General features: G+C 38.2%; 14 protein-coding genes. 4 read left to right on the top strand and 10 right to left on the bottom strand.

From position 1 onward, the window contains the following. The first annotated feature begins 106 nt into the window (after positions 1-106). On the top strand, positions 107-751 hold the full coding sequence (locus ACNAN0_RS03370; RefSeq protein ID WP_230912690.1) for a DsbA family protein: 645 nt from the start codon (positions 107-109) through the stop codon (positions 749-751). A gap of 157 nt (positions 752-908) precedes the next feature. On the opposite strand, the gene ACNAN0_RS03365 is transcribed toward ACNAN0_RS03370, so the two are convergent. From ACNAN0_RS03365 to ACNAN0_RS03350, 4 genes are all read right to left on the bottom strand, one after another. Continuing rightward, positions 909-2,006 (bottom strand): competence protein CoiA, encoded by a 1,098-nt coding sequence (locus ACNAN0_RS03365; protein ID WP_230912691.1) that lies wholly within the window; start codon positions 2,004-2,006, stop codon positions 909-911. 111 nt (positions 2,007-2,117) lie between these two features. Next, the gene (locus tag ACNAN0_RS03360) at positions 2,118-2,843 is read right to left on the bottom strand and encodes an adaptor protein MecA (protein ID WP_416353866.1); all 726 of its coding nucleotides are present in this window, start codon (positions 2,841-2,843) and stop codon (positions 2,118-2,120) included. A 261-nt stretch (positions 2,844-3,104) separates the two neighbouring features. After that, on the bottom strand, positions 3,105-3,506 hold the full coding sequence (gene spxA, locus ACNAN0_RS03355) for a transcriptional regulator SpxA (protein ID WP_230912693.1): 402 nt from the start codon (positions 3,504-3,506) through the stop codon (positions 3,105-3,107). A 315-nt stretch (positions 3,507-3,821) separates the two neighbouring features. After that, a complete protein-coding gene (locus ACNAN0_RS03350) occupies positions 3,822-4,565 on the bottom strand; it encodes an MBL fold metallo-hydrolase (RefSeq protein WP_416353865.1) in 744 nt (247 codons plus the stop codon). Between the two features lie 39 nt (positions 4,566-4,604). Between ACNAN0_RS03350 and ACNAN0_RS03345 the strand changes: the two genes are divergently transcribed. Further along, positions 4,605-5,093 (top strand): hypothetical protein, encoded by a 489-nt coding sequence (locus ACNAN0_RS03345; RefSeq protein WP_230912695.1) that lies wholly within the window; start codon positions 4,605-4,607, stop codon positions 5,091-5,093. Here ACNAN0_RS03345 and ACNAN0_RS03340 read toward each other — a convergent pair. The 3 genes from ACNAN0_RS03340 to ACNAN0_RS03330 are packed head-to-tail and all read right to left on the bottom strand — an operon-like array spanning position 5,078 to position 8,802. Beyond that, positions 5,078-5,962: a DUF975 family protein gene (locus ACNAN0_RS03340; protein WP_230912696.1), complete on the bottom strand. Its 885-nt coding sequence runs from the start codon at positions 5,960-5,962 to the stop codon at positions 5,078-5,080. The two genes, ACNAN0_RS03345 and ACNAN0_RS03340, sit on opposite strands and share 16 nt — an antisense overlap. A 19-nt stretch (positions 5,963-5,981) precedes the next feature. Then, on the bottom strand, positions 5,982-8,021 hold the full coding sequence (locus tag ACNAN0_RS03335) for an FtsX-like permease family protein (RefSeq protein WP_416353864.1): 2,040 nt from the start codon (positions 8,019-8,021) through the stop codon (positions 5,982-5,984). Next, positions 7,999-8,802, bottom strand: coding sequence for an ABC transporter ATP-binding protein (locus tag ACNAN0_RS03330; protein WP_416353863.1), 804 nt, complete (start codon positions 8,800-8,802; stop codon positions 7,999-8,001). The genes ACNAN0_RS03335 and ACNAN0_RS03330 overlap by 23 nt, the downstream gene beginning before the upstream one ends. Positions 8,803-8,928: 126 nt before the next feature. Here ACNAN0_RS03330 and ACNAN0_RS03325 point away from each other — a divergent pair, with 126 nt between their 5' ends. Together ACNAN0_RS03325 and ACNAN0_RS03320 are read left to right on the top strand one after the other, a co-directional pair. After that, positions 8,929-9,603 carry a response regulator transcription factor gene (locus tag ACNAN0_RS03325; protein ID WP_230912699.1) on the top strand — a complete coding sequence of 225 codons (675 nt, stop codon included), beginning with the start codon at positions 8,929-8,931 and terminating at the stop codon, positions 9,601-9,603. A 7-nt stretch (positions 9,604-9,610) separates the two neighbouring features. Further along, a complete protein-coding gene (locus ACNAN0_RS03320; RefSeq protein WP_230912700.1) occupies positions 9,611-10,681 on the top strand; it encodes a sensor histidine kinase in 1,071 nt (356 codons plus the stop codon). 287 nt (positions 10,682-10,968) lie between these two features. Here the strand turns inward: ACNAN0_RS03320 and nrdG are convergent, their stop codons facing one another. The 3 genes from nrdG to ACNAN0_RS03305 form a co-directional block, all read right to left on the bottom strand. Beyond that, positions 10,969-11,559 (bottom strand): anaerobic ribonucleoside-triphosphate reductase activating protein, encoded by a 591-nt coding sequence (gene nrdG / locus ACNAN0_RS03315; RefSeq protein WP_230912784.1) that lies wholly within the window; start codon positions 11,557-11,559, stop codon positions 10,969-10,971. A gap of 11 nt (positions 11,560-11,570) precedes the next feature. Next, a complete protein-coding gene (gene nrdD / locus ACNAN0_RS03310) occupies positions 11,571-13,778 on the bottom strand; it encodes an anaerobic ribonucleoside-triphosphate reductase (protein ID WP_230912701.1) in 2,208 nt (735 codons plus the stop codon). Between the two features lie 243 nt (positions 13,779-14,021). Next, positions 14,022-15,164: an LCP family protein gene (locus tag ACNAN0_RS03305; RefSeq protein ID WP_416353862.1), complete on the bottom strand. Its 1,143-nt coding sequence runs from the start codon at positions 15,162-15,164 to the stop codon at positions 14,022-14,024. Between the last annotated feature and the right edge of the window lie 144 nt (positions 15,165-15,308).

Here is a 15,308-nt window from a genome sequence, read left to right as displayed (position 1 = left end):
AAATTACAAATATTTTTGGTAAAGTTATTATGAAAATAACATATAAATTTTTTTAATAATAATTCGTCTTTCATTGGTAAATACGTCACGATATGGGGGAGACAATGTGTTAGAACTCTTTTTGTTCGTCAATCCAATAGGCTGTCAATGTTTAAATGCCGAGAACATCCTTTTAAAACTTGTTTCAGAGTTTGACTCTGAAATTAAGTATAAATTTATTCCGGTGGTTTCACTACCTGTCATCGGTAAATATATGTCCCTAAAGCATTTCGATCCTACTAATCTTCAATTACGTAATCAACTGACTAATTGGGCTTATTCGGCGTCCTTGGATTATAAAGCAGCCAGCTTTCAAGGCAATCGTAAAAGCCGAAACTTCTTAATTGCCTTACAAACTTTGATCAATGATGAAGGTCGATCTTACAATAAAGAAACGATTACCACCGCATTGAAATCAGCAGACCTTGATATTGCACTTTTTCGAGAAGATCGGCAAGATTCATTAATCCAAGAACTATACCGCGAAGATGAACATTTCATTAGCGAAATGAAAGTTGTGGATGCGCCAACTGCTGTCATTTATAATTACTGCAGTGAGCAACAAGATACTGGCGTTCTAATTGAGAACTGTGATTCTTACGATTTACTGCATCATGTCTTCGACCGTATGCTTAACTTAGATGCTGATCAAAGTATCATTGAGCCTGAAACACAGAACGTACACACTTTAAATTTCCACACGTTGCCTTGATTAAGCTCCAAGCTTATTTCAAGTACACGCTTAAAGAACAAATATTCCTTAATTAATGGGTGGCTGAAAGCAAGGTATTAGTTTTGTTTGAGCCACGCTATTTTTTTGCGCCGAATTTTATTTAATTACGGCTTAATTAAGCAACAATCTCAAGGGACTATATTTTAACTTCAATGGGCCAAGAAAAAAATTGGATTTGATCATGCTTAATTTTTAGATTACCCTGGACTTGTAAGCGCCTCAAAAATTGTGCTAATACTTTTCTTGGCCAATAAGCTTTAAATTCGCGATTAATCCAATAGTCTCCTAATCGGCTGTTTATAAACGCCTGCAGCGCAGTAAGTGTTTGATGTGGCTGTTGTTCTAATAAAAGTAGTAGTTCAAAATTCAACAAGGCTAAACGCTTTGTTGTAAGTGGCGGTAAAGGCTGTGCTTCAAAACAAACAAATGGTATGGCATCTATTCGGTGTCCTTGACGGTAGGCTTGCAATTGTAGCTGGTGTATTTCCTGATTGCCTTGGTAAAGCTGCCGTTGGATATACCGTCTTTTTTGCTCAAAGCTCAGGGGATCATGAATTGTCGTTTGTTTACACGCCGATAACTTTTTTTGTGGCCGTCCTAGTAGATAAAGTAAGCCAATTTGTAAGGGCCATTGTGTTTTCTCATAAATAATTTGACGGCGTAAATCAAATTGGCGGATATGATGTATCAGCTGTAATGCCTGATTTTTTGGTTCCAAATAAAGTAAATAAAATCCCCAATCCGGACGATAACGCAACATGGCTAAATGTATTTGCCGCAGTCGATTTTTAAGCCGATAATTGGGCCCCAAGATCCAATGAACTTTGATTTGTTGATTGGTATAAGATTGAGAGCGCGCTAATATTTCTTGCTGGCCAATCAGTGCACATTGCCACTCTAACGCAATTTGTTGCTGCTGATACGTCAAATAAATATCTGCTCGCCGCGTTTTGGTTTCAGTACGGACCTCTAACATATTAGGTATGTGCAAACAATCCAAAGCGGTTGACAAAACTTGCTTGCCTTGAATATGGATGGCACTTTCACCGCGTTGATGGCTTGTTTGATTGATATGAACAAAATGCGGCCGTGTTTGTTTTGTAGCTTTTTTCAGCCGCAGCTGACCCCCACATTCAGGACAATAGTAACGCTGCTGTATTCGTGATAACTCTAAAAACTGTCTTTGATCCATTAAATACACCAATTCATTCTGCTCAGTTAACGCATAATTCATATAACACCGTCTCCTCTAATTCATAAATTACGCAAAAAAGTCTGAGAACAAAAAGCAAATTTTGTTCTCAGACTTTAAATTTAACTCTAATGAGCAACGTACCTAGTTAAACTAGCCAAAATAATGATTGATTTGTGACAGTGCATTTTCAGACATTAATAAATGCCCATATTCTGACAGGACTTCAGGCGTTACCTTGGTACGGTTGCCATATTCAAAGGCAACTGCAACAGCATCTGACAAACTAATATCCTCTAAATCAGCCGTGTAAACGATCAAATCTAGATAGTATTTATTTTGATAAGAATATAAATTACTTTTAGCATGACCAAGCTGCAAAGCATCTGCCGCAGAAATAACATCTTCAAAATCACTAAATTCGAGTAGAATCTCTTCAAACTCAGGTTCTGGTTTTGCTGTAAAACCATTCAATGGCTTTTTATTTTTACTTTTAACATCGTTAAAGTGGCTGACTGTACTTCTTGGACCACTTGTGTTGTCACTTTGTTGTAGTTGTTTCTTAATGTAATCTGAAACTTCTTCATCGTCAGATAGATCATCTTCCATTGCAAAATCGTCAGTATCCTCTGACCCTTCAGGCGACCCTTTGCTAATTAACAGTTCAAGGCCCTTTTTGTTTGGCATCACTTGGAATGTAACGGCGTCATTGGATGTAAAAGTGTGGTCTTTATCTACCTCTTCCAAAATACTATAGAAAAAGCTTTCGATTTGTTTATGGTTCCCTAATAAATCGAGGACAGTAATACCACGATCTTCTAAATCTTGATTACCGAGGATCACACGGATAGTATTCTCATTAATTCGTTCCATTTCCATTTAACCGCACCTCGTTTCTAGAAATGTGCATACTTAGAGATATCTCTTCTCATGAGTAATATTACACCATCATATTAAAAAAAGCGAACAACATCAACAGCATTTTTGACATTGACCAAGATAAGTTAACACTAATCTAACATAAATGCAACTAATCCCCGTCTGATACAGTGTCTAGCAATATCGATGCATTCAAAATATAAAAAGACTGGTGGCAAAGCGCTCGGTCGTCCATCAGTCTGCTTGAAACAATATTCAATTTTATAATCCAGCAGATAACTGTGCTTGTTGTAGTTCTAAAGCTCTAACTTTACGAGGTAAGAAACGGCGAATTTCATCTTCATTGTACCCAACTTGAAGGCGTTTATCATCCATAATAATTGGTCTTCTCAATAACCCAGGGTTTTTTTGAACCAAATCAAACAATTCATCCATGGATAAATCATCAAGAGAAATACCTAATTCCTGAAAGATCTTTGAACGGGTAGAGATAATCTCTTCCGTACCGTTTTCCGTCATTCGTAAGATACGTTTGATTTCATTCTTATTTAGGGGATCTGAGAAAATATTGCGTTCTGTAAATGGAATGTCATGTTCTTTTAGCCAAGCACGCGCTTTCCGGCAAGAAGTGCAACTTGGTGAAGTATACAAAGTAACTGTCATAAAATATCTCCCCTTTAAGAACAAATGCAATTTGCTCCCTATAGATTACAATTAATATTATAATATAGTAGAATTGGTCTGACCACCAAATTCCGAGAAGAATCTTTATTAAAATTAAAATTTTTAATAGACACGAATAGCCGTTTTTGTAAATTTTCTAGGTAATAATAGATATCTATTGCATACTGAAAAGCCTTTTAAAAACCAAGTTGAGTTTTATACAATACTAAATATCTTTAAAAGAAAAACAATTCACAATTAAAATAAATGATTTAGTTTTGCATAACAGTTGATATTATAAGCATTTAGCTAAAATTAGACCAATTTTATGGTTAAGCCTTCATGGGCCAAATGAATCTTTACACTTGGGGCAACTTTTTCTGTTTCTGTCTTCAAATCTTCCAAATTAGACACTTGAGGTAAATGCGTCAATAGTAATTCAGTCACATCAGCCTGCTCAGCGAGTTTTCCTGACTGTGTACTGGTCATGTGCCATATTTTACCGGCTTTATTCGCAAAGAAATTGGTATCTGTCATTAATAAATCACTGCCCCGGGCAAAATCGACTAATGTGTCCATGTAAGCCGTATCCGATGTAAAGGTAAGTACCTTGCCCGTTTGTTTTTCTACGATACGCATCGCAAATGCTGGCACAGGATGTTTCGTCGGTGTAAAAGTAATGCTAAAAGGGCCTAGATCTAAAATCTGCTCAGGATCATAGGCTACGCCCTGTGTGAAACCTGGCATCGTTAGCGCCGCAAAACTTAGCGTTTCTTTAGTATGACCGTAAATTGGTAAAACTTTCTCTCGATGTGCCCCTGGTGCAAGCTGCCAATAATATTGCAGTACACCCACATCGGCTGTATGATCGTGGTGATAGTGAGATAATAGCACGGCATTCAATTGCAATGGGTCTAAGTATTTTTGTAGTGCTAATAAAACCCCACTGCCTGCTTCCAGCAGTAAGTTAAAGCCATCTTCAGACTGCAGCAAATAGCCGCTTGTGCCATGGCCTTGATATGGATAGCCGCCGTAATAACCTAAAACTGTCAATTTCATTATAATCACCCTTAATTAAATTTTTTGGAGGTTTTATTTATGACACAACTCTATCTTACGCTTGGTTCCAAATCTGTGTTACAAGAGATTCAAAAAAATAATCCCAGACGTCCACTTAAACTCTATCACCCTGATAGTATGGGAGAAAAAGATAATCTACTTTTAGAAGTAACCGGCCGATCTTCCGTATTCAAACAACCAGCACAATACGATTTGATTGCCGGTGACGCCTTTGCATCACTGCGCAATTTCTTACATTTGTTTTATTTCACCTTTAATGATGACGAAAACGATCATTATCGTAATCGTTTAATCAAAGTTGTGACTCAACTCGCGCAACAAGATCAGGTTGCCCTTTTAGGTATCCAAAAAGATATCCGTAAAAAATTTCTCCTGTTAACAAGTTGGCCAAATGCGCAACAATACCAGCTTTTTCAACAAAGTCCACTATTTGATCAAATCAAGGACTTAGCTGACCAAAGTGCCAATGATTGGAGTTTTTATGAAATCAGCTATTCCTTAGAATGATCTTGGTCATTATCATCTTCAGCTGCTTCATCGTGATCTTTTTGCAGCCGCTGAATTCTAGCTAAAGTCTCTGCTTGGTCAGCTTGTACCTGAGCTAACTTAGCCATAAACTCGTGTTTGATCGACACATAAAAAATAAAAATAGCCATTTGGCGATAGGGTATTAGCCATAGAAATGTCACTGGAAAGAAGAGGTACCAGCCGATAAAAGATAGTTGTAATTTTAGTAAGTCAAGCCAGTGGTGGTGCATGAACAACAAAGTTGCCGACAAAATTCGTGCTCTCGAATTTTGTCCATTCTCAAAAACAAGGTAAGCAGCAATTTGGAAAAAACCATTGAGCCATAACCATAAAATTCCAGCAAGGACTAGCAATAAGATCAAACCAGTTAAATGCCAAACATCAAAATGCGCAATGATGGTTTCAATCCGAGTCAGCAATTTAACAGAACTCATTCCGTAGTTGATTTGCAACATGTCTAGTAGGCTTAAAGAGCCGATAAATGGTATAAAAATCAGCCAAGTCCGTAACATTAACAAAACAGATTCAATAAAATTCAAAATAACGAAACGTTTATAATATAACGGCGATAGGCCAATGAATAACATGGAGAAGCGAAACGGTTGTTCTGCAAAAACAGAGTTGGGATAATAATATTGGCCATATTTAAATGAAAATAGTAAAAAATAATTTAAAAGCATAAATAATAACGTTTCAATAAATGAATTTTGACCTAGTCCACTACTTAATAAAGACCCCAGTAACTGAACTAGCAAAAAGCTCGTAACTAGTAGCCAGATAGGCTGAAACCAGCGACCCTTTAATGCTTTTCTAGCTTGTAACTTAATATTGCGTATCGAAAATTGCATGCGAAACCTCTTTCTATTCTTAATTTGAAACCATTCGAACAAATAGATAATTTGTTATCAAATAAATCACGCTATAAATCAAGGTGACCAGAGCCAAAATACCATACATCAATAACTGATTAGGATTGTTTACAAAAGTTTTTATAAAATTCGTAACAAAACTAGCTTCTACAATAGCAAAACCATACAACAGTCCAAAGATGACTGTATGTGTCACGTACACTCCACGACGCAAATCAGCAGTGGGCACACCAATTTTCTCTAAAGTCATAAAATCTGTGCGTAAAGTTTCAGCAACTATTAAACGTTTCAGCATGATGATTTGTGCCATAGCAACTACAAAGACTAAACTAACAAAGACACCGACAAAAATATAAACCCCAACTAGGATTCGATTACTCATTGAAGTTTCTTGTCGTGAGTATATTTGTGTGCGATAAAAAGTTTGCGCCGTAGTCGACTTGGTCTCATAAATCTGGCCCGTTCGCTCATCCGTGCGATACCGCTGTTTTTGATTCAACTGACGTAATTCGAGTAGCTGTTCATTAGTCAACGCTTGATGCAGGTGAAAGCCATAATATGTTTCTGCATTGTGCGTTTTGATTGCTTGATAATCTCGATTGGTCAGAATAATTGCGCTTTGAAATGCCAAACTATTATTTAAAGGGAATTGACGTGAAACTTGACTTACTTCACGTTTAAAACTGGGATGACTGCCTAATTTAACATTTGGCCGATGTTGCGTCTGCTGAAATTGGGAATGCTTTAATAATCCAGTCTGAGGAATAATCAAACGCACTTGTCCCGGTGCTAAATTTAATTTGCTGTAGCCCCGGCGACCAAACCGCTGATTGGCCCGCTGAATCTGATGAAACGTATGCGTCGATAATAACATTGTCGGTCCAGCGCCACTGACAGAAGCACCATTGACGACGCTATCCAATTGGTAACTTGCTGTGATCAATTTTGTAGGTAACGGCGGCGTTTCATCATAGGTAAGGTTGTTTTTTTGCAGAAACTTTTGGATTGCGGGTCTTTTTTCCGCTGTGCTAATAATACTGAAATTTGCCTCATCATCTGTAGCCGCATAAATATACCGGGAAAAGAGTGACCCCGTCGTTAATAACGAAAATGAGATGCCTAAGAAAATACTGATACCAAACATAGCATTATGGTTATTGATGAACCAATGTTTTAGCTCAGCCAGCCAAAAAGGTTGCAGTCCTTTAAAGTATAACCTCGGTCGTAGACTAACAAGATCAATCAACGTTGGCAAGGTGACTGCAAACAATAACCATAGGCTAATAATCCAAAACACCAATAAACCAAGATCTAATAACATCAAGTCAACTTTTCGTCCCAAAATTTCAGCGACAAAACCTTGATGCTGATAAATATTACTACTGATCCAAGCCACGATCCCAAGTAAAAATAAATCTATCGTGCCAACAAATAAACGCAAAATTAAAGGTAATTTTAAGTCATTTTTTTGGGCTAGGCCTTGGGTTAATTTAACCGTATCCCAGCGCCTGATCTTTATCCCATTAAAAAATGCCAGCAATAACTGGATCAGAACTGTCCATACAATGGTAATCAGTAGTGATTGCCAATCAAAGTAAAAGCCAATTTGAGTGGATAAACCACAAATTTTTAACAAGATCATGGCCAATAATTTGTAGAAAAGTAGGCCAGTTAAGATGCCAATACTCGTGGCAATCAATTGACTAATTAAAATTTCACCATTGATCAAAATTAATATTTTGAGCCGTCGCAAACCTAAGAGCTCTAATAACCCCAAGGTATGTAATTTATGTCGCATAAATAGCCGATTCCAGTAGATCGAAAAAGCAATCAACAGTAATACTGAAATTGTTGAAAAAGCACGAAATACACTATCAGGATAATAAAAATAGGGTTTAAAGCGATCTGTTAAAGTGGGGTCAGCTGCCATCAGTAAAAAATCACTCGAAGCCATCGTACTCAAGGCTGTGATTACGATGAAAATGCTATGGATCATAGGATTTTGACGCACACTTTTAATTCCGAGCTTGCCGAGCATTCATGCGCCCTCCTCCCCCGATTGTTGCTTGCATATCAATAATTTGATCAAAGAATGTCTGGCGATCACTACTGCGAATCAGCTCTGCAAACAGTGACCCATCCTTAATAAACAAGATACGTTTACAAAAACTAGCTGTAAAGGCATCATGCGTGACCATGATAATCGTCGTTGGTGTTGATATGTGCGCCGTATCGGATATCTGTCCCTGGTTAATGCGTTGTAAATGTTGTAAAAAGTCAGTGGCGGCCCGCGAATCCAAACTACCCGTTGGTTCATCAGCAAATAAAATAGCTGGTTCGGTGACTAAAGCACGTGCCGCCGCAATACGTTGCCGTTGACCGACTGATAATTCCAATGGATAATACGTCAATAATTCTTGTAAACCCAGAATTTGACTAACCGCTTGAACACGTTGCTTGATTTGTGCAGGCGGTTGATGATTTAATGACAGCGGCAATGCAATGTTTTCCTTGACCGTCAAAGCGTCCACAAGATTGAAGTCTTGGAAAATAAAGCCTAATTTTTCACGCCGAAATTGGGCTAACTGTTTCCCTTTTAATTTTCTTAGATCCTGACCTAGTAATGTCACCATGCCACTAGTAGGCCGATCAATCGTAGAAATCACATTCAGCAAGGTGCTCTTCCCTGCACCTGAAGGTCCCATGATACCGACAAACTCACCTGCCTGTACTTCTAACGAAAAATCATTTAATGCCTTTGTTAGACTTAAACGGTGGCCAAATACTTTTATCAAGTGTTGTGCGTTTAAAATACCCATGGTCGTCCTCCATATGCTTTCTATCTTACCAGATATCCCTAACGGACTATACCGTCTCGAGTCGGAATTTATGTGGTTGTAATCCTTAAATCGAATCGGTAATATTGATAAGATAGAGGTGAAAACATGTTTAAAATTCTGATCGTTGAAGATGATAAAACAATCAGTGGTTTAATTGCTAATGAATTAAAAAAATGGCAGTTGATCCCGTTAGAAATTTCAGACTTCAATCAAGTCTTAAACAACTTTATTCAAGAAAAACCCCACCTGGTCTTAATGGATATTAATCTACCAGTCTATGATGGTTTTTATTGGAATCAAAAAATTCGTGAGATCTCAAAGGTCCCAATGATCTTTATTTCCTCGCGTAACACCAACATGGACATGGTGATGGCTATGAATATGGGTGCCGATGATTTCGTTAATAAGCCATTTGCGATGGAGGTGCTCGTCGCAAAGATCAACGCGCTATTGCGGCGCACTTATAATTACACTGAGCCTACCCAGAATGTGATCGAACATAAGGGTGTTTTATTAAATTTACAAAGCGGCAGTGCCAAGATCAAAGATACCACGATTGATCTCTCTAAAAACGAATACCGGCTCTTGCAATATCTTATGCGGCGTCATGGTAATATTGTCAGTCGCGAGGAACTTCTCCGCGATTTATGGGAAGATGAACGATTCGTTGATGACAATACGCTAACGGTCAATATCAATCGGCTGCGCAAAAAAATTGAAGGTGCTGGCATCAAAGATTATATTCAAACGAAAATTGGTCAAGGCTATATGATACCATGAGGTGCTTATGCGTATTAAAGACTATTTATTAGATCATCTGCCCCACACATTATTTTGGATATTAGGTTTGCTCTTGTTAGATGCTGGTCTTTGGCTATTACCCAATTATCCGGTGCCATTAGATTACTTGCTCTATTTTGATACCATTTTAACGGTGTTATATTTGTTATTTTTGATTGCAGTTTATTTTTATCGAAACCGCTGGTATCAAAAGATTGCCGACCATGCTTTGTTGCGGGAACAAGGCCTTGATGTGCCATTAACGGGTGCTCAAAACCACAGTCAGCAACTGATTCAAGATCATATCAATCAATTGATCGATTATCATCAGCAAACATTTAACCAGTTGATTACCCAACAACAAGAACAAGAAGATTTCGTTCAAGGCTGGGTTCATGACATCAAAGTCCCTTTAGCCGCCAATCAGCTGCTCTTAGATAGTCTAAAAGAGCAATTACCAATTGAGGCTAGAACAAAATTAGAAGAACAATGGCATCGCGTGAACGATTATGTGGACCAAGTACTCTACTTTTCACGTTTAGAGAGTTTCGCCAATGATTACGTGATTCAAACTTATGACTTACGGCAATTAGCCATTGGCGTCGTTAAAACCAATATGAGCTACTTCTTCGAAAAACATCTACAATTCCACATTTCCGATGAAACAGCCCAAGTTCTGACCGATGAAAAATGGCTCACCTTTATCCTTAACCAACTCATTTCTAATGCCATCAAATATACACCAAATGGCGGCAAAATTACCATCAAAATTACAACTGATCCTACAGGCAGTCAACTAAGTATTCAAGATACAGGCATTGGCATCGATGCTGCGGATCTTCCCCGGATCTTTGACAAGGGATTTACCGGTAAGAATGGTCGTAAAGCGGACCAACACGCTACTGGACTGGGGCTATACTTAGCTAAGAATATGGCTGAAAAATTGGGTCATCATTTGAGCGTAACTGCCACTGTGGGCAAAGGCTCTATTTTTACGATTTTATTTCCAAACTTGAGTTATTACAACGACCAACAAACCAATCCCGTCCTACGGCCAACATCAGCAACCCGTTTTTAAATACTTGCAATATAAAAGCAGAGAAAGAGTGAGAGAGTGAGACAAAAGGCACTTAGCAGCTGAGCACTAACAAGAGTGACGAAAAATGGTGGACTTGCCATTTGAGCCATTCGTGGTTAGGTGAGGGTGTTGCCTTTTAGAACACATTTAAAATTTAATTATTCGCAAAAAAAAAACAGAGAGTGAAGACAAAACTAACGTCTTGTTTTCACTCTCCGTTTTTTTTAGAAATAATTTTATATTAAACATGTTTCAAAGGACAATAGCTTTCAGCAAGCAAGCTTAATTCATTTGATCAACTTATCCCATAGAACCACTTGCTGGCTTGCTAATGACCTAGGGACATCAATAATCCGCTGATTGGCACTGCCACGAAATTGTAAAGTCAAGTCCTTTTGGGCTAACAAAAACCGGCCATCAACCAAAATATCGATCAACTGCAATAGGGCTAATTTATCAGCACTATCTTTTAACAATTCATCATAGGTATACCCAGACCAAGACCAGATATCTTTAGTATGCCCAAATTCGGCGCGCACACGGTGGCACAATTGAATACAAACATCCGTATTCAAAAACGGCTCGCCACCTAATAAGGTTAAGCCTTGCACATAACTTTGACTCAAATCAGTGATGATTTGATCTTCTAACGCTTGAGTATAAGGTTGCCCATAATGAAAATTCTGTGCAACCTTATTATAACAACCTGGACAGTTAAAGCGACAGCCGCTGACATATAGACTGCAGCGAACGCCCTCTCCGTCCACAAAGTTAAAGGGCTTATAGCTGGCAATATAATTTTGACTCAGATCTGCCGCGAGCCACTCCTTGGGTTTAGGATCGTTAGGTAATTTTGTTTTATTTGTTTGTGAAATCATCAGTGTCATCCTTATTGTCTTGCAATCGTATTTTGGTCATTGCCTAGCGTCATATGTTTGACTCGACTGGCAATTTCTACATGACGGCCATGAACCATCGGCCGCTGATTAGGGTTGCCCAGATAACCACAAGTCCGTTTCACAACATCACAAGTTGCTGGGTCATAGTTCCCACACTCAGGGCATTCAAATCCTTTTTCAGTTGGTTTGAATTCACCTTTGTAACCGCATTTGAAGCATTGATCAATCGGTGTATTCGTACCCAAATAGCCGATTCGATCATAAGCGTAATCCCAGACAGCTTCAAGGGCTTTAGGATTCTGCTTCAAATTTGGATATTCACAATAATGGATAAAACCACCTGCACTATATTTCGGATAATCTTTTTCAAAATCGATTTTTTCAAATGGTGTGGGTGCCTTTCGAACATCATAATGAAAACTATTCGTATAATATTCTTTATCCGTAATATTCTTAACCTTACCAAATTTTTTAGTATCTAACCGGCAGAATGTATCTGTCAAACTTTCAGATGGTGTTGCGTAAACACTAAAATGATACCCATATTCTTTTTCCCAGTCTTTACAGTGTTCATAAAGATCCTTGACGACTTGGACGGTAAAAGCTTTGGCCTTTGGGTTCTTTTCCCACTTAGGGCCAAAGAATACTGTACCGACTTCATATAGGCCAATATACCCCAGTGAAACGGTAGCTCGGCGATTTTTGAACAATTCATCTACCGACTCACCGCGTTTTAGTCGACGGCCAAAAGCACCGTACTGATATAAAATTGGAGCGTTTTCCGGTTTGGCTTGTTTGGCACGATTTACTTTAAAGACAAGTGCTTCTTTGCATATTGCTAACCGCGCTTCAAGGATTTCCCAAAAGCGATCCTGATCACCTTTAGACTCCATGGCGACCCGAGGTAGGTTCAGCGTCACCACACCAAGATTCATCCGACCAGCATTAACTTCATGCCCCTGAGCATCCTTCCAACCTTGTAAGAAGCTGCGGCACCCCATCGGTGCTTTAAATGAACCTGTTAGCGCCACGATTTTGTCATACATTAAAACATCAGGATACATCCGCTTAGTCGCACATTCTACGGCCAATTCCTTAATATCATAATTAGGATCAGTCAGATTCAAATTCAAACCACGTTTTAAAGTAAAGACTAATTTTGGAAAAATAGCAGTTCGATGTTCTTTACCTAACCCAGCGATTCGAATTTTTAAAATCGATTTTTGAATTTCCCGCTCCATCCAATTCGTACCCAATCCGAATCCTAACGTTGTAAAAGGCGTTTGTCCTTGTGAGGAATACAGCGTGTTGATCTCATATTCCAAAGCTTGCATGGCATCATAAATATCTTTTTTCGTCTTACTTTTCGCAAATTCACGTTGTTTCTTAGGATCATCGATCCAATCTTGGGCATCCTTTAGATGTTTGTCATAATTCTTTTGCGCAAAGGGTGCTAACAATTCATCTACTCGGTCTGCCGAACAGCCGCCGTATTGACTGGAAGCCACATTTGCAATGATTTGTGACATCTGTGCCGTAGCAGTTTGAATAGAATGTGGCGGTTCTACCTCAGCATTACCGATCTTAAACCCATGATTCAACATTTCTTTGAAATCAATCAAACAACAATTTGTCATTGGACTATATGGTTGGTAGTCCAGATCATGCCAATGAATGTCCCCCTTCAAATGGGCATTGGCAACTTTAGGTGGTAACATTTTCAAACCAATTGCTTTGGCAACTGTTCCAGCTGTTAAATCCCGCTGTGTATTAAAAACTTCACTATCCTTATTAGCATTCTCATTGACTACTGTCGCATCTTTATGGAGCAATTTTTGAATGGTAAAATTAATATCCGTTGCTTGATTACGCTCAAAATCTTTTTGTGTCCGATAATTAATATAACTTTTTGCCCAGTCATATTTGTGATTCTCTAACAATTTGTGTTCCACAACATTTTGAATTTCATAGATTTTCACATCTTTTACAAAGCGGGTTTGAATTTCACCAACGATCGCATCAGTAATTTCATCGATCACCGTAAAATCGATGGGACTTAGTTCATCATTAACTGCTCTAGCAGATTTGGTAATTGCTTGAACAATTTTATCACGATCAAAATCGGTGATTCGCCCGTCACGTTTCAATACATTTAACTTTGTTAATTCATTAACAGTATCTTTTTTTGTTTCTAACATGTGCTCAACCTCCGATTACGTATGTTTCAATCATAAACAACCGAGGCCAGTAATTCAACCATATATTGTGTCCAATTTATTAAATGCCGACTTTTAAACACAATATATAGTGTTTAAAAATTCACTAAATCACTTGGCAATAACTTTTCTTGAGCATATAAAAAACGTGACCAGCCTAAACTTACAAGCCAATCACGTTCATATTTAAATAAATATGTGGTCTCACTCACAAATCACTTATTTTTAATAACCGCTGTTATAGTCATTTGTACCTGTGCCAGTATCATCTGTAGCTACATTACCCGCATTATCAGAGACATCTGCGTTCGCTGGTGTGTAGACTGTGTATTCTTGAACGTTGGGATTACTGAAAAAGGTTTTATTTCTGGCATTTTGCTTGGTTTCTTCATTGTCGAGGGTTTCTTGAGAGAGGTCTAATGATTGACGTAACTTGTTTGAAACACGCTGAAGCTCCTTAGTAGAGGCTACTTGATAAGAGGCGCCATTGATCCAAGCATTTTCACCTTGAATGTGATCACTCTTCATTGATTTTGCGGCATCGCCGTAATTTTGATAAACGCTCATCATCTCATCAAACGTCATATTGGTGGCAATACTATCAGATAGTGTATTCATGATTTTTTCAAAATTACCAAGTGTTTTCAATGACATTGCCGAATTGACGATGCCTTTGATCACTTGTTGCTGCCGTTTTTGACGGCCATAATCATTTTCAGGATCATCATAACGCATGCGTGAATAGGCTAAGGCTTGTTTCCCATTAAGGTGCATATGGCCCTTCCGGAAATTCTGCCAATCATAATCAAAGTCAAATGGCACATCTACGTCGACACCACCGACAGCATCTACGATTTTAGATAATGCGCCCATATTGATCGTGACATAATAATCTATGGGTGTATTTACTAATTTCTCAACCGTGCTAATGGCCATGCTGGAGCCGCCAATATTATAAGCCGCATTTACCTTTTGGACATTAAACTTATCAGAATTGCTATATTGCATTTGTGCCATAGTATCTCGGGGAATACTGACCATATTGACTTTCTTTTTCTGACTATTGATCGTCGTCAAAATCATGGTATCAGAATTGCCCTTGTCGATTCGGCCTTCTGCGCCGGTATCTACCCCTAGTAAAAGAATGGATAATGGCTTGCCGTTTTTAATATTTGTGGATACTTTCTTGTCATCAACCGGATGATAAGTGGCATTAACTGCTGTTTTGGCTTGCGAATACAACCTAAAAGCATAAGCCCCACCTGCAAAACCAATCGTTAACACAATCAGCAAAAAAACCTTAAAAAAGGGATGATTCTTACGTTTCCGGTGCGTGGAAAATTCCTCGCGACGAGAATTATTCGGCATATAAAAGTAGCTCCTATCTCTCAAATTCTTTAGGTATTATAACGATAAATTATTTTATAAACAAACAAAAAAAGCCTTTAACATAAAAATTTACGAATAAAATTACATTTCGTTCACATTTTTTGTGTCAACTGCGAACTCGCT

Origin of the sequence: Agrilactobacillus fermenti (assembly GCF_047943045.1) — a bacterium.
GTDB lineage: Bacteria > Bacillota > Bacilli > Lactobacillales > Lactobacillaceae > Agrilactobacillus > Agrilactobacillus fermenti.
The sequence above is the reverse complement of the archived record's forward strand: the minus strand, read 5'-3'. Positions and strand labels throughout refer to the sequence as shown.

Excerpts from the sequence above, each read along its gene's own strand:
- ACNAN0_RS03345 (WP_230912695.1), top strand. The coding sequence starts at position 4,605 with ATGACACAACTCTATCTTACGCTTGGTTCCAAATCTGTGTTACAAGAG.
- ACNAN0_RS03325 (WP_230912699.1), top strand. The coding sequence starts at position 8,929 with ATGTTTAAAATTCTGATCGTTGAAGATGATAAAACAATCAGTGGTTTA.
- ACNAN0_RS03330 (WP_416353863.1), bottom strand. The coding sequence starts at position 8,802 with ATGGGTATTTTAAACGCACAACACTTGATAAAAGTATTTGGCCACCGT.
- ACNAN0_RS03350 (WP_416353865.1), bottom strand. The coding sequence starts at position 4,565 with ATGAAATTGACAGTTTTAGGTTATTACGGCGGCTATCCATATCAAGGC.
- ACNAN0_RS03360 (WP_416353866.1), bottom strand. The coding sequence starts at position 2,843 with ATGGAAATGGAACGAATTAATGAGAATACTATCCGTGTGATCCTCGGT.
- ACNAN0_RS03340 (WP_230912696.1), bottom strand. The coding sequence starts at position 5,962 with ATGCAATTTTCGATACGCAATATTAAGTTACAAGCTAGAAAAGCATTA.
- nrdD (WP_230912701.1), bottom strand. The coding sequence starts at position 13,778 with ATGTTAGAAACAAAAAAAGATACTGTTAATGAATTAACAAAGTTAAAT.
- spxA (WP_230912693.1), bottom strand. The coding sequence starts at position 3,506 with ATGACAGTTACTTTGTATACTTCACCAAGTTGCACTTCTTGCCGGAAA.
- nrdG (WP_230912784.1), bottom strand. The coding sequence starts at position 11,559 with ATGATTTCACAAACAAATAAAACAAAATTACCTAACGATCCTAAACCC.
- ACNAN0_RS03365 (WP_230912691.1), bottom strand. The coding sequence starts at position 2,006 with ATGAATTATGCGTTAACTGAGCAGAATGAATTGGTGTATTTAATGGAT.
- ACNAN0_RS03335 (WP_416353864.1), bottom strand. The coding sequence starts at position 8,021 with ATGCTCGGCAAGCTCGGAATTAAAAGTGTGCGTCAAAATCCTATGATC.
- ACNAN0_RS03320 (WP_230912700.1), top strand. The coding sequence starts at position 9,611 with ATGCGTATTAAAGACTATTTATTAGATCATCTGCCCCACACATTATTT.
- ACNAN0_RS03305 (WP_416353862.1), bottom strand. The coding sequence starts at position 15,164 with ATGCCGAATAATTCTCGTCGCGAGGAATTTTCCACGCACCGGAAACGT.